Raw genomic sequence first — 23,465 nt, forward strand, 5'->3', positions numbered from 1 at the left:
CGCAGCGGTGCAACGGGGCCGATCCGATTTGAATGTTGAACCCCAAACGGGCAATCAGAACAGGAAGTCGTCAGCTCCCAGATCCGCTAGGTCCACGCCGCGAAGGATCAGCGTATTGCCGCTCAGGTCGTCGATCAGAACGCTGTTGCCACGCTGGCTCAGGTGTCCGCCGGTTGTCAGGTCGCCAAAATCACTGATGCCTGCGATGGCAGACAGGTCGATCTGGTCGGCGTCGTCGCTGGCATCAAAATCGCGGATCACGGCGTTGCCGCCTTCAAAGACGAAGAGGTCGGCGTCATCGCCACCAAACACGGTGTCCGCACCTGCAATGGTCAGCTCATCCGAGCCGCTGCCGCCGCGCATCCAGTCTGCGCCCGTGTCGCCGGACAGCGTGTCATCGCCAAAGCCGCCGCGCAGGCTGTCGGCTCCGAACCCGCCAGAGAGCGCGTCATTGCCGTGGCCGCCGCGCAACCGGTCATCGCCCTTGTCGCCGGACAGGATGTCATTCCCCTCGCCGCCGCGGATCAGGTCATCGCCGCCACGCCCGCTCAACTGGTCGTCGCCTGCGCGCCCCCGGATCAGATCATCGCCAAAGCCGCCCGCGAGCGTATCGTCATCCTCGGTTCCGACAATCTCGGCTCCCAGCGCCAGATCGAACAGGGCGGTGGTGCCCGAGATCTCATAGGACACCGCGATCTGCGGACGACCGGTTTCGCTGTCGGCGGCCTCGATGAAGGTGATCACCTCAGGCGAGACATTGCCGTCGCCTTGACCTTCGATGTAATCGAGGAACCGGGCTTCGGCGGGATCGGTGATATCGTAGATCATGATGCCGCTGTCGCGTTCCAGCCCGATGAAGGCCAGGGTGCGCCCGTCGATTTCGCCAACGGTGATGGCTTCCGGTTCGGGGCCCTTGTTGTCCGAACGGTTCTCATCGATCACATCGTCCTCATCGGAGGGGTAGTCATCGTTGTTAAAGGCGTTGGCCGGGCGCAGCTGCGAGATCAGGGTTTCGAACTCATTGCCGCTGTCGAAGACCACATTGCCCTCTGCATCGAAGATGGTGAAGGAACGCGACCCGTAGGAGTGCAGCACGTCGATATCGCCGTCGCCATCGGTGTCGCCATCGATGATCGAGACATTCAGACGCTCCAGCCCGTCGGTGTCCACGGAGGCGTCGATCGAAACCCCATCCACCTCGCCATCAAGGATATCGCCGACGCGCGCCGCTTCACCGCCCTCGTCGAAATCGCCGCGGTCGTCGCCTTCATTGGCGGTCAGGAAATAGGTCTGGCCGCCGATTTCCGCCGTGGCAATCGCATCGGGCATGCGCAGGCCCTGGACGGTCCAGGTCTGGATGTTGATGGCGTTGTCCTCGTCAGATGCATCCAGGCCAAACCCGTCGACGGAATGGTCCGAGGTGCCGAGTGGCAGGATTTCACTCCAGGACATGGTCTCCAGGTTGAAGACGGCAACCGCGTTGGCTTCCTGAAGGGTCACGTAGAGGTTCCCGTCCGCGCCCTGGGCTATGTATTCGGGTTCGAAGTCGGTGGAGGGCAGGGTATCGGGGAAGATCCGCACACCTGCGTCACGCAAATCGTCAACCTGGGAATCAAAGGCCTCAAAACCGAAGGTTTCGACGTCACCGGTGGCGACATTGATGATCGAGATCGAGCCCGCCGGATCGCCATCTTCGGTCCGTTCGCCTTCGTTGGCGACAAAGATATAGGCGCCATCATCCGAGAAGGTGACCATGTCAGGAAGGTTGCCCGCCTCATGGACCGTGGGGGCCGCGTCGAGATCGTCCAGATCATAGAGAACGACAAAGCCGTTTTCGTCCGCGTCGTCATTTTCGATCGCAACGGCAATGCCCGCATCGGACACGCTGACGGAATTCATGCCGCCGTAGCCGGTGATCTCGGTGAGGTCGAGGGATCGGACCAGGGCATTGTCCACAAGATCGAAGATGTCGATGCGGTCCTGTTCGCCATTGGTCACATAAAGGCGGTCGCCGTGATGCGAAACAACTTCGGAGCCGCCTTCGCCAATGCCGCTGTCAAAGCGGGTCACCAGTTGGGCGTTGATGTTGGGATAGGTTGCGGTGGTCATGAATTCCCCTTTCGGCAACACGAAATCAGTCCGGTTGCCCGCGACCTGGCGGCGCGGGCGAGATGCCAGCGGGGTAGGGGGTGAATGTAAAACCCAAAAGACAGTTTCGCTACGGTTTCATGGCAGGCGGTGGCGGCATGAAACCAATAGGAAAGGCCCCGGAGAGGTATCTCCGGGGCCTTTTTGATCGTGATGGCGAACCACCTTTTAGTGAGAGTGGGATTTGTCCCAGTCTTCCTGCTTGGGCAGGATTTCAAAGGTGTGCTCGGGCGGCGGAGAGGGCAGGGTCCACTCCAGCGTATCCGCATATTCGTTCCAGTAGTTGTTCTGGGTGACACGTGCGCCGCGCAGCAGCGAGTAGATCACCACACCGAAGAAGAACACGAAGGATGCGAAGGAAATGAACGCGCCATAGGACGAGATCTTGTTCCAGTAGGCAAAGCCTTCGGGATAGTCGATGTAACGGCGCGGCATACCCTGACGACCCAGGAAGTGCTGGGGGAAGAAGGTGATGTTTGCACCGATGAAGAACAGCCAGAAGTGAATCTGTGCGCCCAGTTCGGAGTACTGACGACCGGTCATCTTGCCGAAGTAGAAGTAGATACCGGCGAAGATCGCGAAGACGGCGCCCAGGCTCATCACATAGTGGAAGTGAGCAACCACATAGTAGGTGTCGTGATAGGCACGGTCCACGGCCGCCTGGGACAGAACCACACCGGTCACACCACCGACGGTGAACAGGAACAGGAAGCCGAAGGCGAACATCATCGGCGCCTTGAACTCGATCGAGCCGCCCCACATGGTGGCGATCCACGAGAAGACCTTAACGCCGGTCGGAACCGCGATCACCATGGTGGCCAGCATGAAGTAGGCCTGCTGGTTCAGCGACATGCCGACGGTGTACATGTGGTGCGCCCAGACGACGAAGCCCAGAACACCGATCGCGATGATGGCCCAGACCATCGGCAGGTAGCCGAAGACCGGCTTGCGCGCGAAGGTGGCGATCACGTGAGAGATGATGCCGAAACCGGGCAGGATCACGATGTAGACTTCCGGGTGGCCGAAGAACCACAGGATGTGCTGATACAGGATCGGGTCACCACCGCCTGCGGGATCGAAGAAGGTGAAGCCGAAGTTGCGGTCCATCAGCAGCATGGTGATGGCGCCCGCCAGAACCGGCAGGGACAGCAGGATCAGCCAGGAGGTGACGAAGATCGACCAGGAGAACAGCGGCACCTTGAACAGGGTCATGCCGGGGGCACGCATGTTCAGGAAGGTGGTGATCATGTTGATCGCACCCAGGATCGACGAGGCACCCGAGACGTGGACGGCGAAGATCGCCAGGTCCATCGAGAAGCCGCCCTCATTGGTGGACAGCGGCGGGTAGAGAACCCAGCCCACGCCCGAGCCCATCTGGTCGTTGCCGCCCGGTGCCAGCACCGAGGCAACCGCCAGCGAGGTACCGGCCACATAGAGCCAGAAGCTGAGGTTGTTCATCCGCGGGAACGCCATGTCCGGCGCGCCGATCTGCAGCGGCATGAAGTAGTTGCCGAAACCGCCGAACAGTGCCGGAATCACCACGAAGAACATCATCAGGATGCCGTGGGCGGTGATCATCACGTTCCAGAGGTGACCGTTCGGGGTACATTCACCCGGAACAGATGCCGCCATCGAGCTCAGGAACCCGCTGATGAAGCCTTTGTCCAGGTGCTCCATGCACATGTACTGAACGCCGGGGTCCATCAGCTCCATCCGCATGAATACGGTGAACGCGACGGAAATGAAACCTGCAAGCGCCGAAACGATCAGGTAGAGAATGCCGATATCCTTATGGTTCGTGCTCATGAACCAGCGGGTAAAGAACCCCCGCTCGTCCTCATGGCCGTGACCATGAATGGCTGCGTCTGCCATTTAAGGTGCCTCCTGTTGCATAACGAAAGGCCACAGGAAACGTGTCCGGGCGGCCTAAGACTCATCAGTGGTTTTAGATTGCCCTGCGGGGGCCTTCAATGGCGGAGTTTGATCTGGATCAAGAATAATTGTCGCGGGGGGTGACATTTCACGGCTCTCTTCCTAAGGCCTGCCTTCCCGAGGGCTTTGGTGGTGCTTGACCTTGGCCCGGACGCCAAGCACAACCGGATAGGAGCCAAACACGGAGACGCCCCCATGCCCGCCTACGATCCGGAAAACATCTTTGCCAAAATCCTGCGCGGTGAGATCCCCTCGATGCCGGTCTATGAAGACGCCGAGACGCTGGCCTTCATGGATATCATGCCGCGCGCGGATGGCCATTTGCTGGTGATCCCGAAAACCCCCTGCCGCAATGTGCTGGATGCCAGCCCGGCGCAGCTTGCCGCGGTGATGGCGACCGTCCAGAAGATGGGCCATGCGGTGATGGCCGCCTTTGGCGCCGACGGTGTGACGATCCAGCAGTTCAACGAGGCGGCCGGCGGCCAGGAAGTCTTCCATCTGCATTTCCATGTTCTGCCCCGCAAGGAGGGGGATCGCCTGCGTCCGCCGGGCAAGATGGGGGATATGGAGGTCCTTCAAGGCCACGCCGCGCAGATCCGCGATGCAATTCCAGGCTGAGTCGGAATTGTTGCTAAAGTAAAACGCTGCCCGTAGCGATCTTTGAATTTAGTTGAATTTTGAGACTAAATTTGTAAATCATTCACGCAGCCTTGTTGCGACCGCTGGCGACCATTGCAGCCTTGGATTGTGCGCTGCCGCATCCGGTCACGGCGACTGTTGGGCTTGCCGGGGGCAATGGGCGCCATTTCTGCGCCCGTGCCGTTTCGGGTTTTATTGGGTCGGTGTCGGCAGGTCCCTTCGCGTGGCCGCCGCCGTGACCGGTCTTGGGGATTGTGGAAAGGTATTGGCATTTCGATGCCTGTGTCGTGATGGGGATGGGTCATGGGATTTGAAGGGTGTCCGAATACGGCGTCTCGCTCGTATGTGCCCTCCAAGGAGCAGATCATCGATGCAATCTATGAAACCGTTGTAAGCCCGCAGCTTTTCGACCGATTCTCGCAAAGCGAAACCCGCCTTAAAGCCACGCCCGGCACTGGCTGCCCGGCACTGGTGAAATCGGGGATGGCAAAACCGGCGGCGGTTGCACCTGAGTTCGCATCCCATTTCGCCCGTGCCAATGAGCTTCTGCGCGATCAATGGATCCGGAAAAACCGCCCGGATCCGGCCTATATCTATGCAGACGGTGGCGGGACCTGGGTGGTCGCCACCTGCGATGGGCGCGCGTTGCGCTGTTCGCGCCGCGCGCGACAGCAGATCGGTTTCCTGCCGCATGACGTCTTGCAGGCATTCGAGGTGGAAACCCTGCCGGAACGCAGGGCATGGGCGGAGTTCTCCAGTCGCCTCGCCGCGGGAGAGCTTTCTCATGATGACTTTCTTGTTCTGAAAACTGCGCGTCCTGATCTCTGCCTCCTGTGTCGGCCTGTCAGCGCCGGAGCAATCACCTCGGAGCCGGCTGTGGCGATGATCGAGGCATTGGAAGCCCCCTTGATCCCGCAGACCCTGGAGTTCCTGCGCAATGGATTCGGATTGGACGGGGGGCAGATCAAGGTTCTTGCTGATCTCCTGCGGGGGGGGGGCGCTTGCGGATTTGCCAAGGGATACCCTGGCGCAGGTCATCGCCAAGGCAGGCGCGCCGGGAGGGGCAGAGCTGGTTCGGCTTGCGGCCTTCCTGCTGAAGGAACACGCCTCGGATCTGGCGATCGCCGACGGCAGCAAACTGCCCCCGTCGGGCTCCCTGTCCTGCTGCGATGGCGGGCGGATGCAATATATCCGTCTCGGTGCAGACACCGGCCAACCGGTGATTTTCATTCACGGGCTGCTGGATTGCGTGGCGGGCATCCTGCGGCTGCAGCCGCAACTCCGGCAATTGGGGTTCAAGGTATATGTTCCGCTGCGAAACGGATATGGCGCCTCCGGTCCGGTGCCGCCGCGGCGTCGGCATCTTGAGGCGTTCTGCGAACAGTTCGACGCCCTGCTGCAGCAGGAAAACCTGCAGCGGCCGATCCTCCTGGCGCATCGGGGCGGGATGGTCTTTGCCCAGGCGGTTGCCGTGCGCTGGCGGGATCGTATCGCCGGGATTGTCGCGGTGTCTGCGTCCGGCCCTCTGAAAACAATCAGGGACTTTGCCACCCTGCGGGGCTACCAGAAGGTCTTTGCCATTTGTTCGGTCTGTGCGCGTCCGCTCTTGCCGTTGTTGATGCGGGGCTGGTCGCGCAGCGTCCGCAAGGCAGGGGTCGAGGTGTTGATCTCAAGGCAGTCCACTCCGGGCAGTCTTGAGGCCGAGCGGGTTGCAAACATGAACCTCGCGCCGCTGCTGCGTCACAGCCATGATTTTGCGATGCAACAGGGAGGCGCTGGCTTCATTGCCGATATCGACCTGGTCCTGCGCGACTGGCGACCGCTGGTGACGGGGCGGGCAGGGGGCGGTCCTCTGGTCTATCTCTACGGCAGCCAGGATCCCGCCGTTCAATCCGGGGCACGGGGCGGCGCCACCCATAGCGGGCAAGATGTCCAATACCGTCTATGCGAAGGCGCCGACGGAACCCTGCTCTATACAAGGCCTGAACTGATCCTGGCGGCGCTCAGCGACATTGCGCAGAGCCGAAGAGGCACCAAGGCTCAGGCGTCCTCGGGGGCGGCCAACGGGCCAAAGACCTGATCAAAGCTGCGCCGCAGTGCCAGGTCCACATCCGCCATCGTGACCGGCAGCCCCATATCGACAAGGCTGGTGACGCCATAGTCGGTGATGCCGCAGGGCACGATGCCGCCGAAGTGCTCCAGATCCGGTTCCACGTTGATCGAGATGCCGTGGAAGCTGACCCATTTGCGCAAGCGGATACCGATGGCAGCGATCTTGTCCTCGGCGAGGCCGCCGCTGGCGGTCCGGGGTTTCTCCGGGCGCTCGATCCAGACGCCGACCCGGCCGCAGCGGATGTGGCCGGTCAGGTTGAACTCGGCCAGGGCGCGGATCACCCAGTCCTCCAGCTGTTGCACGAAGCGGCGCACATCATGGCCGCGCTTTCCCACATCCAGCATCACATAGACCACGCGTTGACCGGGGCCGTGGTAGGTGTATTGGCCGCCCCGTTTGGAGGGGTAGACCGGAAACCGGTCAGGATCGGTCAGGTCTTCGGGCTTTGCCGAGGTGCCGGCCGTATATAGCGGCGGATGCTCCAGCAGCCAGATGCATTCTTCGGCCGTGCCCGCCGCGATCGAGGCCGCACGGGTTTCCATGAACGCCGTGGCGGTGTCGTAGTCCACCAGACCGTCCGAGGTGATCCATTCAACCATTGCATCCAAGCCTTTGTCTAAGTTTGCGAAAATGCAGTTCCAATACAGCGGTGAATTTTCTGCCTTGAAACGCCGGATCCGGGTTACCCTACCTGCAATGATTCTTTTTTTGTTTCAATAGAGGACCCGTTTCAATGGTACGAAATACGATTAAGCCCGCCCTGGTGGCCTCCCTGTTCCTAACCAGTGCCGCCGGCCCGAGTGCCGCAGACAACCTGGGCGCCGCCCTGCTGGGCGGAATCGTCGGTGGTGCGATCATCAATGAGGTGAACAGGAACAAGAAGCGCAGCACCGGTTCGGGGTATTCTGTTGCCCGCAGCCAGAATCGCGAGACGCAGGCGGCGCTGAATTACTTCGGTTTTCCTGCCGGCACACCGGATGGTGTCATGGGGCGCAAGTCCCGTGCGGCGATTGCGAACTATCAGGTCCACATGGGCTTTCCGGCAACCGGGCAGCTGACCACATATGAGCGGGACTTCCTGGTGTCCTCCTACAATCGTGCGCAGGTGGGCGGGCCGCAGGTCATCAAGGCCATGCAGGGCCCCAACGGCGTGCGGGGGCTGTTGCACACTTGGCGTGACGAAGCTGCCGGCGTGCGCAGTGCGGGCAGCGGCGGCTATCCGGGGCTGCCGATCGAGGTCAGCGACGCGGTGGATGAAATCGCCGCCTCTGCCGAGCCGAGTGCAGAGCAGCTGTTGCAGCGCTCGGGCTTCATGCAACTGGCCGATCTCAACGGGGACGGCAAGAACGACTATGTGATCGACACCTCGGTGTCGGGCAGCTCCTTCTGGTGTGGCGCCTCCCATTGTTCGGTGATGGTCTTTGCCTCCACCCCGCAGGGCTATCAGCGCAACGATTTCATGGCCCGCGGCGTGACACCGGCCAGCTTCTCCTGCCATCAGGGCGTTTGCAGACATAATGAACCGGTTCAGGCCGCGGCGACCGCCCCGACCCCCGTTGCCCCCGTGACCCCGGTGGCGCCTCCGGCCGGAGCGCAGCAGGGCGGGACCGTCATGGCCTCGGCAGGTGGGCAGATCGCGGCGGCGATCCCGACCTTCAGCGCGCCGCAACCGGCTGCGCCCACGGCTTCGCTTGCCAGCCATTGCAGCAAGGTCAGCCTGCTCACCAACTCGAATGGTGGCTATATGACGGTGTCCACCATGACCGACCCGGAGCTGGCCCTGGGAGAGCAATTCTGCATTGCGCGCTCCTATGCCATGAATGCCGGGGAGGCCGTGGTGGCGACACTGGCCAATGTGACCCCGGCGCAGGTCGATGGCCAATGCGACGGATTCGGCCCCGCAATTCAGCCCTTCCTGGGGCGTCTTGGCACGGATAGCAGTCAGGCGGTGCTGGCGGATGTGCAGAAGTTCGTGCTTCAGACAAATATGTCGCTGGACCAACTGGCCAATACGGCGACCGTCTGCATGTTCTCGGGCTACCGTCGCGACAAGCTGGATATTGCAATGGGATCGGCCCTGATCATGGCCGCCATCGGCAAGCGGCCCTACGCAGAGCTGATCGGGCACCACCTGTCCCAGGGCTTTGGGGCGCCCAAGACCGTTTCTGCCGCGCAGGACTGGTACGCAGTGGCGATTTCAGCCTTGGAGAACGGTGCCGAAGCGGCCTTTTCGCCCGGCCAGCCGGAACGTGCGGCCCTGATCAAGGCAGCCTCCGCGCAACTGGGGGCAGCGGGCGCGGCGCAGCCGGTTCCGGCCTCGGGGACGGCATTGTCCCTGCCCAGCTTTTCGACGGATTGATGGCGAAAAACAGCGGTATTCCCCGGGTTTGACCGGGCTGGCTATGCCGCTGTTTTGACGCTGTCCGCCGTGTGACGAATTTCCGAAGAGGCAAGGCTCGAAAATGGGCATTTTGCCTCTTCACATCCATTCGCGGCTCGTCTATACGCCCCTACACCAAGCCTAGACAGTGCGGTCGTGGCGGAATTGGTAGACGCGCAGCGTTGAGGTCGCTGTGGGGTAACTCCCGTGGAAGTTCGAGTCTTCTCGACCGCACCATCATCTTGCCTTTGGCAATCCCCCCCCCGAAAGCCCCCGAAATACCACGACTTATTCGTAGATCAGGCCTTTTCGCAGGCCGGTGATCGGCAGTTCTGCCATCCCCCTGTAGGGCTATGCCCGGCGCGACAGGGTGGTGGAGTGTAACCGGTGGCGCCCGTCTTCGTGCCCCATTGCCGGTCCGCCAAAGGACACGGAGATCGGGTCCGGGATCTGACACAGGCAGACCGCCTTGTTCCTGCGGAGTGCCCGCTGAGTGGGCATGTCGGCGCTCTGCTTGTGCCTTTACCAAATCTTATCCGGACAGGGTGAATATGGCGAAGAGTGGCATTTTCTTCAAATAAGGGAAAAACAAGAATTGCTTGAAAATCAGATGTCTGAGGCCTCGCAGCAGGGCAGCCTCGAAGATGTGCAAGATGCAGGAACACTTCTGGAGCTGGCAAAAACCGCACCCTTGACCGATGGCGGGCTGCGCACAGCGCAGATTCTGACGCAGGCGCTTGCAATTGATCCTCACAATCACGAAGCACAGGTGTTGCAGGACCGGTTGCATCAGATGTTTGTCCCGCGTTGGCATTTCCCGATGCTGGCGGACACGGCGCGCAATCAGGCCTATGCCAAGGCGATCGCAGCGAAAGTGAAGCCCGGCGATGTGGTGCTGGATATCGGCTGCGGGGCGGGTTTGACGGCGATGCTGGCGGCGCGGGCCGGGGCCAAACACGTCTATACCTGCGAGCAGCAACCGATGATCGCCGAGGCCGCGACCCGGGTGATCGCGGACAATGGACTCAGTGACCGGATCACGGTGATCCCGAAATGGTCGCATGATGTGGTGGTGGGCGTGGATATTCCCGAACCGGCGGATGTGGTGATTTCCGAAATCGTCGATACGGTTCTCCTGGGCGAGGGCGCGCTGGCGACGCTCACCCATGCCATGGCCGCACTGGCCAAGCCGGACGCCCGCGCCGTGCCCGAGCGCGGAACGCTGATGGCGCAACTGGTGGAAAGCGACAAGCTGGTTGATCTCTGGCGCCCGCAACAGGCCGAGGGCTTTGACCTGAGCGCGTTTCACCACTTCGCGCGGATCGCGCAGATCACCCCCAACGATTTTGCCGCCTGCGGGATGAAACCGCTGGGGCCAACGACAGAGCTGTTCCAGTTTGACTTCACCCGGCCGAACCTCAACCCGGCGCGGGCCACCGAAGATCTGTTCTGTACCGCTGCCGGTACCGTTCACGCGGTCTTTGTCAGCTTTGAGATGGAGCTGGCCGCAGGCATTCGGGTGACCAATGACCTGACGTCGGAGGGGCATTGGGGGCGCACGGCCTTCTTGCTGGACAGTCCGATGATCGCCAGGGCTGGCGACTTCATGCGGGTAACTGCCCAGCATGACTCCTCGCAGCTGAGCCTTTCGGTGCATGATCTGCCGTCCTCACAGGAGGATGCCGATCTGGCTGCCGTCTGGATGGAGCGTGCGCAGCAGGCCCGCGCGCACCTGCAGGGCAACGGGCATCCGGCGGCAATCGCACAACCCGCCTGGCGCGGTGCCGACGCGGTCGGCCTGTAAGGCCCCCCTTGCTTGCAGCCCGGGCGCGCGAACCGGTACCGGGCTGCAGGCTACACAAAGGCGTGATCTCTCGCCTGGGTGAGTGAGGCGATGTATTTTTGCAACACACCTTAAGCGAGACTGTAACTCGGCCTTAACGGCAGATTCGAAATCCGACAAAAGAACTCGGATACCGCGAACCACAAGACAATGCCTGAGCCAACGATGGGTAGCCGGGGCTAACACCCGGAGACCCAAATGCACGTTTCTCGCCTCGCCCTGCTTGCAGGGCTCACCTCTGTTGCAGCCCTGTCGGCAGCCCATGCTCAGAACATTGATGCCGTCGATCTCGGCACGCTGATCCTTGAATCGGAAAGCGACGAAACCCTGGTGCAAAACGGATATGTCGCCGAAAGCGGTCGTCAGACGACCCGCGTTGATACGGCGATCCGCGATATCCCGCAGGCGATCAGCACGGTCGGTCAGGACCAGATCGAGGATCAGCAGCCTCGTACCCTGTTGGAGGCCTTGAGCTACACATCCGGCGCCAGCGTCAACAATTTCGGTTATGACAGCCGCTACGATGCGATCTACCTGCGCGGTTTTGCATCTTATTACAATGGCTTGTTCCGGGACGATCTGCGTCAGGTAAACGGGCCCTCGGCATGGTATCAGAACCACCCCTACAGTTTCGAGGCAGTGTCGCTGCTCAAGGGGCCGTCCTCCTCCCTGTATGGCGTCAGCGGCGCAGGCGGTATTGTCAACGTGGTCTCCAAGCGTCCCAAGGACGAGGCCTTCAACGAGCTGCAGCTGACATTTGGCACCGACAACCACAAGGAACTGGCGTTTGACTTCACCGGCCCGGTGGGAGATGGGCGCCTCAGCTATCGCCTGACCGGGGTGGCGCGGGACGCCGATACGCCGCTGCCCGGCTATAGCAATGATCTGAGCATGATCGCACCGTCGCTGACCTACCAGCTGACCGACCGGACAAAGGTCACCGTTCTTGGTGAATACGCCTCTGCCACGCGCGGCGGCACCGCGTCCTATTTCAACTCATCCTATGGGGTGGCCTCGGAAACCTACGTTGGCGATCCGGAGTATAACGACTTTGTCAACGACCAGTGGCGCATCGGGTACGAGGTCGAGCATGAACTCACCGGCGCCATCACCCTGCGGCACAATCTGCGATATTCAAAGGTGGATGCCGATCTTGAATTCAGCGGCATCTATGCCTCGGGTGCAGGCTTTGGCCGCTACTGGGGGCACTATCTTGAGGACGCCGAGAACCTGATGATGGATGCCACGCTGGAGGCGAATTTCGCCACTGGCACCGTCGACCATACTCTGGTTGCAGGCGTCGATTTCGGCAAATCCTCCTATGATGCCTTCTATGGGGGTGTTGGCTATGTCTCTGCAGCGGCTGTGGATGCGGCGGCGCAGCCCTATTCCGGCGGGCAGGAGATCGACCAATATGGCGTGTTCCTGCATGATCAGCTGACCAGCGGACGCTGGACCACCTTCCTGAGCGGCCGCTACGATTGGGTCGACATCACCACCTTTGACGCCGCACGGCTGGGCAGCGATACATCGCATGACAGCTTCTCCGGCCGGATCGGCCTGAGCTATGCGGTCAATGCCGACCTGTCGGTCTATGGCAACCTCTCCAGCAGCTTCGTGCCGACCACGGGGCTTGTCTATGACGATCCGACCAACCCGGCCAGCAGCCGCGCGGCGGATCCCACCGTGGCCTTCCAGAAGGAAATTGGCCTCAAGTACCAGTTACCTGGCACCGAAAGCCTGATCACCGCATCGCTGTTTGATATTCGGCAAAAGGACGGCGTGGTGTTCCAGACGGTGGATCCGGCGGTCTTTGGGGGGCTCTATCAGGTGCAGGTTCCCTACGATCTGCGCTCGCGCGGGGTCGAGGTCGAGGGCCAGTTCAACTTTGCCAACGACCTGCGGCTGACGAGCTCATATACCTATGTCGATATGGAGATCGAACGCGGGGCAGCGGGCACCATTGGCAAGCAGCTGTCGTCAACGCCCGAGCATACGGCGGCGATCTGGGGCTTTTACGAACCCCAATCCGGCCCGCTCAAGGGCTGGGGCTTCGGTGCCGGTGTGCGCTATGTCGGAAAAAGCTGGGGGGACGATCAGAACACCTTCCGAAACGACGCACAAACCTACACAGATCTGGCCGTCTCCTATGACCTGGGGCAGGTCGGCTTTGACGGCCTGAGCCTGCAGATGAATGTAAGGAACGCCTTTGACAACACTGACCAGACCTGCAGCGCGGGCTACTGCTACCGCTCCGACGGTCGTACGGGCACCTTCAACATCTCCTATCGCTTCTGAGTGATACGGCCTTTGTCCTCAACTTCGCCAAGAGGTTGAGGTCACATCCCCCAGGGCAGCATTGTCCTGGGGGTCTTCGTTCGGGGACTGGCCCATGGGAGCCAAGCCCGGAGTGAACCAGGGCCCATCGATATCCGGCCACCGGATTTGCTCCTTGAAGCGATTGGTGGATGGCGACACGTTTCGCTGTGATCTGGACGCGCGGTGGCGACTATCTTGCCAACAGGTACTCCGCCACTGCTTGATAGGCGGGCAGCGATGTCGGATCGATAAAGCCGTTCTGTGCCTTGGGGAAGGACGCCAGTCGCACCAGCACCATTTCGGCAGTCGGATCGACATATATCGTCTGACCATGGACCCCTCGGGCCGCATAGGCACCGTGGTCATTGTGAAGAACCCACCATTGGCTCGTGTAGCTGCCCGCTCCAAAGGTGGGGAAACCATCGCCGAACTTGGATCGGTCTCCTCCGGCGCTGATCCTCTCGACAACTTCGGCCGGGAACAGACGTTGCCCATTCAGTTCGCCTTCGTTCAGCATCAGTTGCCCCAAACGCGCAAGATCGCGAAGGCCTGCGGTGATGCCTCCCCCCGCGAACGGCACTCCCTTGCCGTCGACAGTTTGGTATGCATCCTGTTCCGCCCCCATGCGGCGCCACAGGCGATCGGAGGCAAGCTCGGTCACCGACTTCCCCGACACACGGCTGATGATCCACCCGAGCATGTCTGAATTGATGGTCTTGTAGTGGAACGCCTCGCCGTGGATACCCTCTGGCTTGACCTGCTGAAGATACTCCCAATACCCGTTCGGGCCCTGGTAGTCGGCAGGCTTGGGCAGGGGGCTGGCGGCGGCGGAATAGAGCCAGATATCGGCGTTGGGATCAGAGTAGTTCTCGGAGTATTTCACGCCCGTGGTCATGTCCATGACCTGCCGAACGGTGGCCGTCGCAAAGGCGCTATCGCCGATTTCGGGAATGATGTCGCGCACCAAAGCGGTGTCGTCGAGCGTTCCTTCGACCACCATGATCTCTGCCAAGAGGCCCGTGAAAGACTTGGTCATCGACATGATCGCATGCTTGCCGTCCTCCTTGAGACAGCCGAAGTAGCGTTCGTAAACGACCTTGCCCCTGTGTAGAATCAACATGCCGTCAGTGTAGTTGGCATAAAGCGACTCTTCCCAGGTCATCTTGGCGTCGCTGTTTTGTGGAGTGAAGGTAATCGCGTCAATCTGCTCCCTGAGCTCGGCGAAACTGGACGGGGACGGATAGTCCAGGGGGGCAGGTGCCCCGATGCCGCGGCTAATCTCTTCGGTGGGCAGAAATTCCCGCAAATGGCAAACCGACCAGCGCAGCCGCGGGAAACTGAAATAGACGCTATCAGGCTGGGTGATCACTTTCTCGGCGGGCGGTGGGAAGCCTTGCATCCACCCCATCACATTTGGGTCTGTCTCCTGTGCTGAAAGCGGCGCGGATTGTGCCTGCGCGCCTGTTGCCATTCCAAGGACGATGGCTCCCCGTGTAACCGCTGCCAAGAGTTTAGAAATTGACGACGACATTGATAAAACCTCCTGTCCATGGGCCTGCGCTGGCGCCGATGACCTTGTCGATCCCTGCGCCGGGGAATGACACCGATACCCCTGCTGTTAAAAACGTGTTGCGGTTGATGATGCGGCTGTATTCGACAAACAGGTCATCGGCGAGGTGACTGTCAGTGACACCGGACACAACGTTTCCGTTTACATCCACTCGCGTGGCTTGCCCAAACTGGATGGGGCTATTCAACTCATTTGCCCGAATATGCGCATATCGAAACGTCCAGGTATCCTGCTGCCTCGGCTTGACCTGAAACGTTACTGTGACAGCATTCACGTTCGAATTGATAAAGGTTGATGCGGACTTCGATCCCGTTGCCCAGGCGCTTGGGCTGCCTTGATAGTAGAGCGGATCGAACCGCTCGAGTTTTGTCGTGTTCGGATCGTCGCCAGAAAAGCTCTGGTAGCCCAAGGTAAGGGACGGTGACCATGGCAGGTTTTTAAAACTATATCCGGCCGTTACGCGTCCTGCCCAGGCGTTCAGGTCTATCCTTTCGTTCCATTGGTATGCGACGTCACCGGTGAAATTCCAGTTTTCAAAACCGCCGGTGAATGGATTCGTTTTCCCGTAGAAGCCGAGGGTTCGGGTTCCCTCGCGAGCACCGGGTGTCACGCTCGGTGGCCCTATGCCACCCGGGGCGGCCTGCGGGTATGGGGAGTTGGAGCGCAGCACATCAACATATGTCGCGCCGATAAAGCCGCCCGCCGGATCATCGTAGCGCAGGTCGAAACCCGCCAGTGCGTTGTCCCCATCTGTCGACGGAAGTTCGTTCGGATCGAGAAAGAACAGTATCCCGGTCATGCGGCCATTGGAGAGCCGTCCGATTGCGGCCCTTTCCCAGGCCTTGCGTGGACCGAACTTCAGCGCCCCCCGTTCAAATCCGCTCGTCGCGCCATTTGCGATCAACATCCCCGTGCCAAGGGTCAGCTCACGTGCTCCAAGAGACAGATCATAGCTTCCCCCCGTCCCGAAGCTTCCTCGAAAGGCGAGGTATGCTTCCTCAAGTGTCGTGGCACCGATGTTGCCCCTGTCAAAGGCATCGGTTCCCCAAGTGTAAGACGCCACCGCCGACAGCTTGCCGTAGAAAACCGCGCCACTGTCGGTTTGGTACGCGAAGCTGAGACCGGGCTTGATGTAGCCTTCAAGCCAGTCAGTGTCGGGGTTGAAGCCACTGCCCGGAGCGGTGGTCGCAGCGAGATCCCAAAACAGGTTGTTTTCGGCGACTGCGTTGAGACCGAATTGCATGTGCCCGCGCGCCTTGAGAGTTCCGTTATCGTAGAGCAGCAGTGGATCACGTTCTTCCGCTGATGCCGCCATCGCAACGCAGAAAGTGGCAGCAGTGATGCAAACCTTGCAATAGGATCTCATAAGCCCCCCCCCTTGAGAAGAAATCCCCTAGTCAAACGATAGTGCGGAATACGTCCATGGCCAGCATTTATGATCGACCCTCGAATGCTTCGTGAAACGCCTCTGCCACGGTCGGTATCGAGATCAGTTTAGGTCTCAAACATTCAAAACCGCTATCGCTGCACGTTCAGAGATTGAACAGGATGTCCATTGACTTCGAATCCGCAACGCAAGGAGGGAAGGTTCGGCATCGGATGCTGCTCGAACCAAGAACTGTGTGTCCGCCTTGGGCTGGGGAGTGGCCTTCTGCTGACCGATTGGGTCTCGCATTTCAACGATCTCAAAATTGGTGATTTGGCCGTGCCTGAAAACACTGTCGATCAGAACACATGCCATGGACGCAGGGGGGGATCATGCTGTCCCGGGTCTGGAAACTCCTTTGGGAAACCGAATCCGGGGTATGTGATACGCTTGGGGGACACATTGGGGGGACAGAGAATACTCAGATTTATTCGATCGTTGTTTTCATTGGGAAATCGGTCGATAGTTGGTGCGGGCGGTGGGCATTGAGCCGTCATTCTGAGTAGTTCCCAGATATTCCGCAGAAGTATCAATATCGCGTAATTTCAATGGATTAACGGCGCTGTGTTGTTCCGTCTTGTTCCGCTACGCTCCTATGTGTACAAGATATAGAGATGGGGCTGTAAGTGGGGCTGATAAATCATGGATGCTCAGGGCCAATGAGAGAAACCAACAAGCTCAGCGCAGCCAAGGTCAAGGCCGCTGAAGCTGGCAAGCATGGTGATGGCGGCAATCTCTGGCTTCACAAGCGCAGCCCGGAGCGTGGCAAGTGGCTGCTTTTTGTAACCGTGCATGGCCGTCGCCGGGAAATGGGGCTGGGCAGCTACCCTGAAGTTTCCCTCAAAGAGGCCCGCGAGGAAGCCGCCAAATGGCGCACCGTAGCCCGGCAGGGGCTGGACCCCATCAAGGAACGCCAGAAGGAGCGCAGGCAGGCAGAGCGCAACATGCACCTGCTGCGAGACATTGCCGCTGATGCTTTCGAGGCACGCAAGGCCGAACTGAAAGGCGACGGCAAGGCGGGCCGCTGGTTCTCCCCATTGGAAATTCACATCCTGCCCCGCCTGGGCGCTGTGCCCGTAGCCGACATTGACCAGATCGACATTCGGGACACGCTGGCACCCATCTGGCATGACAAAGCCGAAACGGCCCGCAAAGCGATGAGCCGACTGGGGATCTGCCTTAAACATGCCGCCGCGCTGGGGTTGGATGTGGATTTGCAGGCGGTCGAAAAGGCCCATGCTTTGCTGGGCAAGCAGCGCCACAAAACAAAGCACATTCCCGCGCTGCCATGGGCCGAGGTGCCCGCCTTCTATGATAGCTTGGACGAAGGCACCGTAACACACAACGCCCTGCGCCTGCTTATCCTAACGGCGGTTCGGTCCAGGCCTCTGCGCTTCATGCATGTTGACCAGATCGACGGTGACGTTTGGACCATCCCGGCAGAGACCGTGAAGGGCCGCAGGAATGCAACGTCAGAATTTCGCGTCCCTCTCAGCCAGGAGGCGCTGGCAGTCATCGAGGCGGCGAAGGAGCATCAGCGCGACGGCTTTCTTTTCCCCAGCGTGCGCAAGGGCGTCATCAGTGATGCCACCATGGCCCGGCTGATGGAGCGCAGGCAGATGGAAGCCCGCCCGCACGGGTTCCGGTCCAGCTTTCGCGATTGGGTGGCTGAAACCACCAGCACGCCCTTTGAAGTTTCAGAAACCGCGCTGGGCCACGTTGTCGGGGGCAGCGTTGAGCGTGCCTACCGCCGCACGGACCACCTGGAACAGCGCCGGGTTCTCATGGCGCGATGGGCGGATTTCGTGACCAAGAAACAGGCCGATATTGTGAGGATTGGGTGATGGAAATCTATGTAAGAGCGGAAGTCCCGGAATTCTGCTACATACATGAGGCCACCCACTGGATTGCCTTTGCAATACCGCCAGTGGGATTCGATAGCTTTGACACCCAAGAGAGCATCAGCGCACATTTGGACCACATGTGCGCGCCGCAAGAGCCTCACTTCTTTGCAATTGCGCCAGTGGTAGGCCAATTTGTCGATGGCGCGCCATCGCGCGAATTTTCGGAAAAGCTGAATGCGTGCCTCGGGAGGGCAGAAGCGGAAATTCTTGATGGCATGCAACGGCTGGAAGATATTCACAGGAAGTATGTAGTTCCCGCCAAAGACGAACTAGGCGCAGAACACTGGGAGCGCGAGGATAGGCGTCACCGACAAGAGGTTGCCGAATATCAAGCTGAACTAGAAGCCGCTCGTGCTATTTCTCCCACTATAGACGCCCTAAACCACCTAGTGGAAATTGCACGCTCTAAACTATTCGCCGCCCTTGCAGAGGGGGCAATCACATCAAGGGGTATCAACCCTAGGCTTGAAGGCGACATCATCACTGGTGAATTCGAAAGCATCCCGCACACGGCTTGGAGGATGAGTGACGTAGACTGGGACAACGCCAACCTTGGCGAACTGGCGGATGATGATGAACTGAGGGGCAGAATGGAAGCCTGGGTAGGCGTGCAGGTTCCCTTCAAAGAGCTTGTGACCCTGTTTCCTTCTCCCAACATCGAAATACAAGCTGCATCCGTGAAGAACTACGGCGGCTGTTTGGTTTCCGATGGGGATGCCGCACTTGAGGCCACCCCGCCGACCTCCAAAGGCGCTGCAAGAAGATCCGCAAAGGCCGGGAACGCCATTCGAACGGCTGTTAGGAACGAGTTCCAGCGCCGATTGAAAGGCGGCCACAGGCCGCAAAACCGCGAAAGCCTAGTTCAGGACTGCATAGGCTGGGTTTCGAAAACCTTCGAGGAAGAGATTTCTCGCTCAACAGCGCAGAGATACCTTGAGCCGTTAAACGCCCAAATTGAATCTGCTCTTGCCCAGAAGTAACCGCCCAACAGCCGGGGTGTAAATGGGCAAAGAAATGGGCTGCTTTCGCCTTTCGATGGGCTAGCATGTATTTGAAATAAAGGGGAGTATCTCTGAACGTTCCTGCATCGACCCACAGATGCAGGAGCAAGCCACGATGGTAGAGAAGCATTACCGCCGCCCCGAAGTTGAAGAAATCACCGGCCTGAGCCGCACCACGATTTACGCGATGATGAGCAAGGGGGAGTTTCCACGCCCCGTGCGCCTGACCCGCAAGGCCGTGGCATGGCCGGAAAGCGCAATCACCGAATGGCTGAGCAGCCGCGAGGCCGCATAAGAAACCCGCCCCCGAAGGCATCGGGGAGCGGGCTGTATGTATTTGGCTCTGAGGCTTGGAGGCCCGGACAGCATACGCCCTTTGCCCCACAACAGCAAAGGCAATCACATGAGCAGCAATCACTGGCACAGCAACCCCAGTCAGGTTTTCTGGGTGTGCAAGAACCTAGTGGCAGGTCGGACCCTGACCCATAAAACCGAAATTCGCGAAGTGAACGGCTGGCGACTGGCCGCCGTCATCCACAAGCTGCGGGCGGATTATCATTGGCCCATCGAGGACCAATACCGGGGCAAGGACAATATCAAACACTATTGGCTGCGCCCCGGCACAGATCCGCAGAAACTCCGTTACCCGCCCAGCGCCGCGCACCTCCTGGATGAGGACGCGGCATGACAAGCGCCCGCATCAACCGCCCCGTCCCGCGCGAAACGCAGATCCGGCGCTTGCAAACCCGGTTTGGTTTGAGCCGCGCACGCGCCGCCTTGTACGCAGAGCTTCACTTTGGAGGGTGTATCCATGTCAAAGGCTAAACTCACGCCCTGCGGCGGCCTGTGGATTGTCTGGGCGCAGCGGCAGGCGCCGGACACCCAGCGCGTTTGGCTGCACCTGGGCACCTGCAAGAGCCTGCGGATTGCGGGCCGGGTGGCAGAGGCGATAGCGCAGCAGGAGGTCGCCCCATGAGCCGCAAACCGTACAAGAGACACAAGCGGGGCGCTGGCCGCCATGTGCAGCTTCACGAATGGTTACAGGCTTCCCCCGCATGGGGGAGCCTCAAACCCGGCCCCCGCGCCCTCTACATCGAACTGAAGCGGCGATTTAATGGCTCCAATAATGGCGCAATCATTCTCAGCTACCGGGACGCCGCCAAGGCATTGAGCGCGCACCGCAACACCGTAGGCGGCTGGTTTGATGCCCTGGAAGAGCGCGGCTTCATCCATGCCACGCGTGGGCATTGCCTTGGCCCTTCCGGTATCGGAGAGGCCGCGCACTGGGCGCTTGATGAATTGCCGACCCAAGACGGGAAACCGGCCCGAAAGGCTTTCATGCGCTGGCATGAAACGGAGAACCCCCGCACAAAAACAGTGCATCGGCGTCACAGTAAGGCTGACGGGGAGGACGAAACCACGCTGCCTGCCAAGTCTCCCGTCCTGAAAATTGTGTCGGGCTGAACGGGATTGCGAAATGCCGCGTCACAGAAAGTAGGACATATCTACATCTAGCCATGAGGCAGGAACAAAGCGAATGACAGGAGATGAACTGAAACAGCACCGCTTGCGCAGCGGCTTGTCGCGCCCCGCCTTGGCGGCTTTGGCCGGGCTGCATCCGTCGTCGGTCAAATACTGGGAACGGAAAGGGGAGACTCGCATTTGCGGCCACGCGCCTGCGCGGCTGCTCCTGGCAATGGGGTTAGAGGTGCCCAAACGGCCCCAAATCTTTAAAAGGCCGGGAATGAGATGGGACCATTTTGCGACCACTACACGCGCGCGGGGTGGGGTCTTAGGCTCCGCTGGCGCCCAAACCTTTTCTAAGCAATGCGGAGCACGTACCCGCAAGGGCACGGCTTGCCGCTCCAGGCCCATCCCTGGCAAGAGGCGCTGCCGGTTTCATGGGGGGCTTTCCTCCGGCCCGAAGACGCAGGCGGGACGAAACAGAATCGCGGAGGCGCAGAGGAAGCGCTGGGCGCTCTGTCGTGGCAAGCGATTTGTCGCTTCGGACGCACCTGCAGATTTGGGGCGCCAGGCAAAAGCGACCTCAAATGAATGAGTTAACCCGCCTATGGGTGGCAAGAAAGTTGCGAGGATACCGGGATGCCTGGACCAGATCCAAACGCCGTATGGCTAGAACGGCACGAACGCAGGGTTACTGCAACCTTTGAGGCCTATTTCTGGACTGGGAACGCCGGACACCGGCAAGCACGCGCCATAGCCATTCTGAGGCGATGGCAACGGCGGGACTGGTTTTGCCGCTGGTGCGGCGACGACCTGCCAGACTGGCGCAGAGCCGACGCCCGGTATTGCTGTGCGAGCTGCCGCAAGAAATCAGCTCGCGCGCGCAGAGCCGCTAGGACGATTCAGGATTAGGCCTAATCCATCACAGGGGCAGGCTGAAACCCTGTAGGCGGGGCAACAGTAGACCCGCGCCCCTGCTTCACTTTCACAGGCACCGATTTACAAACCGGGGTGGGGGAGCGTTTCTGCTTTGCTGCCCGGTTCTGGGAAGCTCTGTGAGCGCGGGCACGGCCATTACTTCTGAGCGGCGGAGTTTTGAATGCTCATCACTCAATCCCGTTGAGCTTAGGGTAATCTTAGGGCAGCCCTTTCCCTCCGCGCGTGATGACCCCGAGAAAACCTTCTGCGGCTTGATTTCCGTTGATTGTTTTTCAAGTTTGCTGGAGGGTGCAGGGCCTGTCCATAGGTCGCGCCAACCTTAACAAACCTCAATGCCCCGCTCGCCACTGTGCCGCCGTCCGGTTTCAACATTTTTCAACAGGAAGCCGACCATAACCGCCAGAAACGCGGTGCCGATGTCAGCATTTGCCAACGTCCTGCTCCGGCCTCAATGTCAGGTTTTATCAGGTTCTCCGGCAAGCAATAGTTAGCCTTGTGTGTGCAATATCCTGTCAGCAAACCGGGGGGTATCCCAAGCGCTGAAAGACGCCTCGCCCAGCGCGGGGCTTTCTCTTTCATGGGGCGGTAGGAAACCGGAGGCGGGCCACCCCGGGAAGTAACGGAATGCCAAGGTATCGAAAATCGGAAGTGGGGCGTTTAGTGGGGCTGAAAGCTGCTGATTGCCCTTAAGCATATGATTTTAATGAATTTTATTTTTAAAATTGGTGCGGGCGGTGGGACTCGAACCCACACGGGCATAGGCCCTTCAGATTTTAAGTCTGATATGTCTACCATTCCATCACGCCCGCATCCGGCGTTGTCGCGCAGCCGCATTTCCGTCAAACTGGAAGTTGCGGCGGGTTGCAACACATTGAGTGGTAGAAAGAATTTCGCGCAGACACAAGGGCATTGGCGGGCAAAGAGCAGCCAATCAGCGGCTCTTTGTTGAGGTAAAAGGGATTGGTGCCAGAGGTAAACCGCCTGCGCTCGCTCAAAGGGGGGTGCTAACGCGCGGGTCGCCGCAGGATGTAGATGTCCATGATCCAGCCATGAGCGGCACGGGCCTTGGCGCGGGTCTCGATGATCTGCCCGGCGATTTCCTCCAGTTCACCCGACATGGAGATTTCATTCTCCATGCCGACATAGGCGGACCACCAGATGTGTACGCCCTTGGGGTCGATGCTCTGGAAGCTGCAGTCTCCGTCCAGCATGATCACCAGCGTATCGGCGCTGTCCGGCCAGCCTGTGGCGCGCAGTTGTCGTCCGGTGGTGATGCTGACCGGGGCGCCGATCTGGTTCAGCGGAATGCCATGGGCCGCGGTCAGCGCCTGGATCGAGGTGATGCCTGGAATGATACGCAGGGCAACCTGGGTGCGGGCTTGCAATCGGCCCGCGATGCGCATGGTGCTGTCGTAAAGCGAGGGATCGCCCCAGACCAGGAAGCCGGCCTTTCCGCCCCGTGGCAGCTGGCTGCGAATACTCTCTTCCCAGACCCGGGCTATGGCATCGTGCCAGTCCTCCACACCCTGCCGATAATCCGGATTCTGCGCGTCGCGACGGGGCAGATCGAATTCGGCAAGGCGTGGTCCCGGTTGGCGGATCATCTGATCGCAGATCGCATGGCGCAGCGCGGCCAGATCGTCCTTTCCCGCCCCCTTGTTGGGGATCAGGATCAGGTCCAGCCCATTCAGCGCCTCAATCGCCTCGATGGTCAGGTGCTTGGGATTGCCGGTGCCGATGCCGACAAGGGTCAGATCAATCATTCTGGGACCTCGGAAGATGTGATC

General features: G+C 60.1%; 18 protein-coding genes and 2 tRNA genes. 13 read left to right on the forward strand and 7 right to left on the reverse strand.

All coding sequences use genetic code 11. From position 1 onward, the window contains the following. Positions 1-54: 54 nt before the first annotated feature. Both PXK01_RS12090 and ctaD read right to left on the reverse strand, forming a co-directional pair. Positions 55-2,109 (reverse strand): choice-of-anchor I family protein, encoded by a 2,055-nt coding sequence (locus PXK01_RS12090; protein ID WP_274860230.1) that lies wholly within the window; start codon positions 2,107-2,109, stop codon positions 55-57. Positions 2,110-2,316: 207 nt separating this feature from the next. Beyond that, on the reverse strand, positions 2,317-4,020 hold the full coding sequence (gene ctaD / locus PXK01_RS12095) for a cytochrome c oxidase subunit I (protein WP_274848507.1): 1,704 nt from the start codon (positions 4,018-4,020) through the stop codon (positions 2,317-2,319). Between the two features lie 255 nt (positions 4,021-4,275). Between ctaD and PXK01_RS12100 the strand changes: the two genes are divergently transcribed. Beyond that, the gene (locus PXK01_RS12100; RefSeq protein ID WP_274860231.1) at positions 4,276-4,698 is read left to right on the forward strand and encodes an HIT family protein; all 423 of its coding nucleotides are present in this window, start codon (positions 4,276-4,278) and stop codon (positions 4,696-4,698) included. A 1,030-nt stretch (positions 4,699-5,728) separates the two neighbouring features. Continuing rightward, positions 5,729-6,799 (forward strand): alpha/beta hydrolase, encoded by a 1,071-nt coding sequence (locus tag PXK01_RS12105; RefSeq protein ID WP_274860232.1) that lies wholly within the window; start codon positions 5,729-5,731, stop codon positions 6,797-6,799. Here PXK01_RS12105 and lipB read toward each other — a convergent pair. Then, positions 6,760-7,431: a lipoyl(octanoyl) transferase LipB gene (lipB, locus tag PXK01_RS12110; protein WP_274848511.1), complete on the reverse strand. Its 672-nt coding sequence runs from the start codon at positions 7,429-7,431 to the stop codon at positions 6,760-6,762. The genes PXK01_RS12105 and lipB overlap by 40 nt on opposite strands. A 134-nt stretch (positions 7,432-7,565) precedes the next feature. Here lipB and PXK01_RS12115 point away from each other — a divergent pair, with 134 nt between their 5' ends. The 4 genes from PXK01_RS12115 to PXK01_RS12130 all read left to right on the forward strand — a co-directional run bounded on the left by PXK01_RS12115 (position 7,566) and on the right by PXK01_RS12130 (position 13,353). Next, complete coding sequence (locus PXK01_RS12115) at positions 7,566-9,191, forward strand: peptidoglycan-binding domain-containing protein (RefSeq protein WP_274860233.1); 1,626 nt, start codon at positions 7,566-7,568, stop codon at positions 9,189-9,191. A gap of 171 nt (positions 9,192-9,362) precedes the next feature. Then, a tRNA-Leu gene (locus PXK01_RS12120) sits at positions 9,363-9,449 on the forward strand. A 373-nt stretch (positions 9,450-9,822) separates the two neighbouring features. Next, positions 9,823-11,016, forward strand: a complete 1,194-nt coding sequence (locus PXK01_RS12125; RefSeq protein WP_274860234.1) for a 50S ribosomal protein L11 methyltransferase — start codon at positions 9,823-9,825, stop codon at positions 11,014-11,016. A 237-nt stretch (positions 11,017-11,253) separates the two neighbouring features. Continuing rightward, the gene (locus PXK01_RS12130) at positions 11,254-13,353 is read left to right on the forward strand and encodes a TonB-dependent siderophore receptor (protein WP_274860235.1); all 2,100 of its coding nucleotides are present in this window, start codon (positions 11,254-11,256) and stop codon (positions 13,351-13,353) included. A 211-nt stretch (positions 13,354-13,564) separates the two neighbouring features. On the opposite strand, the gene PXK01_RS12135 is transcribed toward PXK01_RS12130, so the two are convergent. Next, positions 13,565-14,905, reverse strand: a complete 1,341-nt coding sequence (locus tag PXK01_RS12135) for a serine hydrolase domain-containing protein (RefSeq protein WP_274860236.1) — start codon at positions 14,903-14,905, stop codon at positions 13,565-13,567. Further along, positions 14,886-16,310 (reverse strand): alginate export family protein, encoded by a 1,425-nt coding sequence (locus PXK01_RS12140; protein ID WP_274860238.1) that lies wholly within the window; start codon positions 16,308-16,310, stop codon positions 14,886-14,888. The genes PXK01_RS12135 and PXK01_RS12140 overlap by 20 nt, the downstream gene beginning before the upstream one ends. Positions 16,311-17,029: 719 nt before the next feature. Here PXK01_RS12140 and PXK01_RS12145 point away from each other — a divergent pair. The 7 genes from PXK01_RS12145 (at position 17,030) to PXK01_RS21985 (ending at position 21,334) form a co-directional block, all read left to right on the forward strand. Then, positions 17,030-18,214, forward strand: coding sequence for a tyrosine-type recombinase/integrase (locus PXK01_RS12145; protein WP_274860240.1), 1,185 nt, complete (start codon positions 17,030-17,032; stop codon positions 18,212-18,214). After that, positions 18,214-19,254: a hypothetical protein gene (locus tag PXK01_RS12150; RefSeq protein WP_274860241.1), complete on the forward strand. Its 1,041-nt coding sequence runs from the start codon at positions 18,214-18,216 to the stop codon at positions 19,252-19,254. The genes PXK01_RS12145 and PXK01_RS12150 overlap by 1 nt, the downstream gene beginning before the upstream one ends. Positions 19,255-19,390: 136 nt before the next feature. Continuing rightward, positions 19,391-19,570, forward strand: coding sequence for a helix-turn-helix transcriptional regulator (locus PXK01_RS12155; RefSeq protein WP_274860242.1), 180 nt, complete (start codon positions 19,391-19,393; stop codon positions 19,568-19,570). 108 nt (positions 19,571-19,678) lie between these two features. Then, on the forward strand, positions 19,679-19,963 hold the full coding sequence (locus PXK01_RS12160; protein ID WP_274860243.1) for a hypothetical protein: 285 nt from the start codon (positions 19,679-19,681) through the stop codon (positions 19,961-19,963). A 123-nt stretch (positions 19,964-20,086) separates the two neighbouring features. Then, a complete protein-coding gene (locus PXK01_RS12165; RefSeq protein WP_274860244.1) occupies positions 20,087-20,251 on the forward strand; it encodes a hypothetical protein in 165 nt (54 codons plus the stop codon). Then, entirely contained in the window at positions 20,248-20,739 is a 492-nt protein-coding gene (locus tag PXK01_RS12170; protein ID WP_274860245.1) for a hypothetical protein, read from the forward strand. Before PXK01_RS12165 ends, PXK01_RS12170 begins: the two co-directional genes overlap by 4 nt. A gap of 73 nt (positions 20,740-20,812) precedes the next feature. Beyond that, positions 20,813-21,334 (forward strand): HGGxSTG domain-containing protein, encoded by a 522-nt coding sequence (locus tag PXK01_RS21985; RefSeq protein WP_446728448.1) that lies wholly within the window; start codon positions 20,813-20,815, stop codon positions 21,332-21,334. Positions 21,335-22,401: 1,067 nt separating this feature from the next. Here PXK01_RS21985 and PXK01_RS12175 read toward each other — a convergent pair. Then, positions 22,402-22,487, reverse strand: a tRNA-Leu gene (locus PXK01_RS12175). Between the two features lie 195 nt (positions 22,488-22,682). Further along, positions 22,683-23,441: a precorrin-6A synthase (deacetylating) gene (gene cobF, locus PXK01_RS12180; RefSeq protein ID WP_274860246.1), complete on the reverse strand. Its 759-nt coding sequence runs from the start codon at positions 23,439-23,441 to the stop codon at positions 22,683-22,685. Between the last annotated feature and the right edge of the window lie 24 nt (positions 23,442-23,465).

The organism is Phaeobacter sp. PT47_59, assembly GCF_028890025.1.
GTDB lineage: Bacteria > Pseudomonadota > Alphaproteobacteria > Rhodobacterales > Rhodobacteraceae > Phycobacter.

Coding starts and splice junctions, on each gene's coding strand:
- lipB (WP_274848511.1), bottom strand. CDS start 7,431: ATGGTTGAATGGATCACCTCGGACGGTCTGGTGGACTACGACACCGCC.
- PXK01_RS21985 (WP_446728448.1), top strand. CDS start 20,813: ATGACAGGAGATGAACTGAAACAGCACCGCTTGCGCAGCGGCTTGTCG.
- PXK01_RS12165 (WP_274860244.1), top strand. CDS start 20,087: ATGTCAAAGGCTAAACTCACGCCCTGCGGCGGCCTGTGGATTGTCTGG.
- PXK01_RS12170 (WP_274860245.1), top strand. CDS start 20,248: ATGAGCCGCAAACCGTACAAGAGACACAAGCGGGGCGCTGGCCGCCAT.
- PXK01_RS12160 (WP_274860243.1), top strand. CDS start 19,679: ATGAGCAGCAATCACTGGCACAGCAACCCCAGTCAGGTTTTCTGGGTG.
- cobF (WP_274860246.1), bottom strand. CDS start 23,441: ATGATTGATCTGACCCTTGTCGGCATCGGCACCGGCAATCCCAAGCAC.
- ctaD (WP_274848507.1), bottom strand. CDS start 4,020: ATGGCAGACGCAGCCATTCATGGTCACGGCCATGAGGACGAGCGGGGG.
- PXK01_RS12130 (WP_274860235.1), top strand. CDS start 11,254: ATGCACGTTTCTCGCCTCGCCCTGCTTGCAGGGCTCACCTCTGTTGCA.
- PXK01_RS12150 (WP_274860241.1), top strand. CDS start 18,214: ATGGAAATCTATGTAAGAGCGGAAGTCCCGGAATTCTGCTACATACAT.
- PXK01_RS12145 (WP_274860240.1), top strand. CDS start 17,030: ATGAGAGAAACCAACAAGCTCAGCGCAGCCAAGGTCAAGGCCGCTGAA.
- PXK01_RS12125 (WP_274860234.1), top strand. CDS start 9,823: ATGTCTGAGGCCTCGCAGCAGGGCAGCCTCGAAGATGTGCAAGATGCA.
- PXK01_RS12115 (WP_274860233.1), top strand. CDS start 7,566: ATGGTACGAAATACGATTAAGCCCGCCCTGGTGGCCTCCCTGTTCCTA.
- PXK01_RS12140 (WP_274860238.1), bottom strand. CDS start 16,310: ATGAGATCCTATTGCAAGGTTTGCATCACTGCTGCCACTTTCTGCGTT.
- PXK01_RS12100 (WP_274860231.1), top strand. CDS start 4,276: ATGCCCGCCTACGATCCGGAAAACATCTTTGCCAAAATCCTGCGCGGT.
- PXK01_RS12135 (WP_274860236.1), bottom strand. CDS start 14,905: ATGTCGTCGTCAATTTCTAAACTCTTGGCAGCGGTTACACGGGGAGCC.
- PXK01_RS12155 (WP_274860242.1), top strand. CDS start 19,391: ATGGTAGAGAAGCATTACCGCCGCCCCGAAGTTGAAGAAATCACCGGC.
- PXK01_RS12090 (WP_274860230.1), bottom strand. CDS start 2,109: ATGACCACCGCAACCTATCCCAACATCAACGCCCAACTGGTGACCCGC.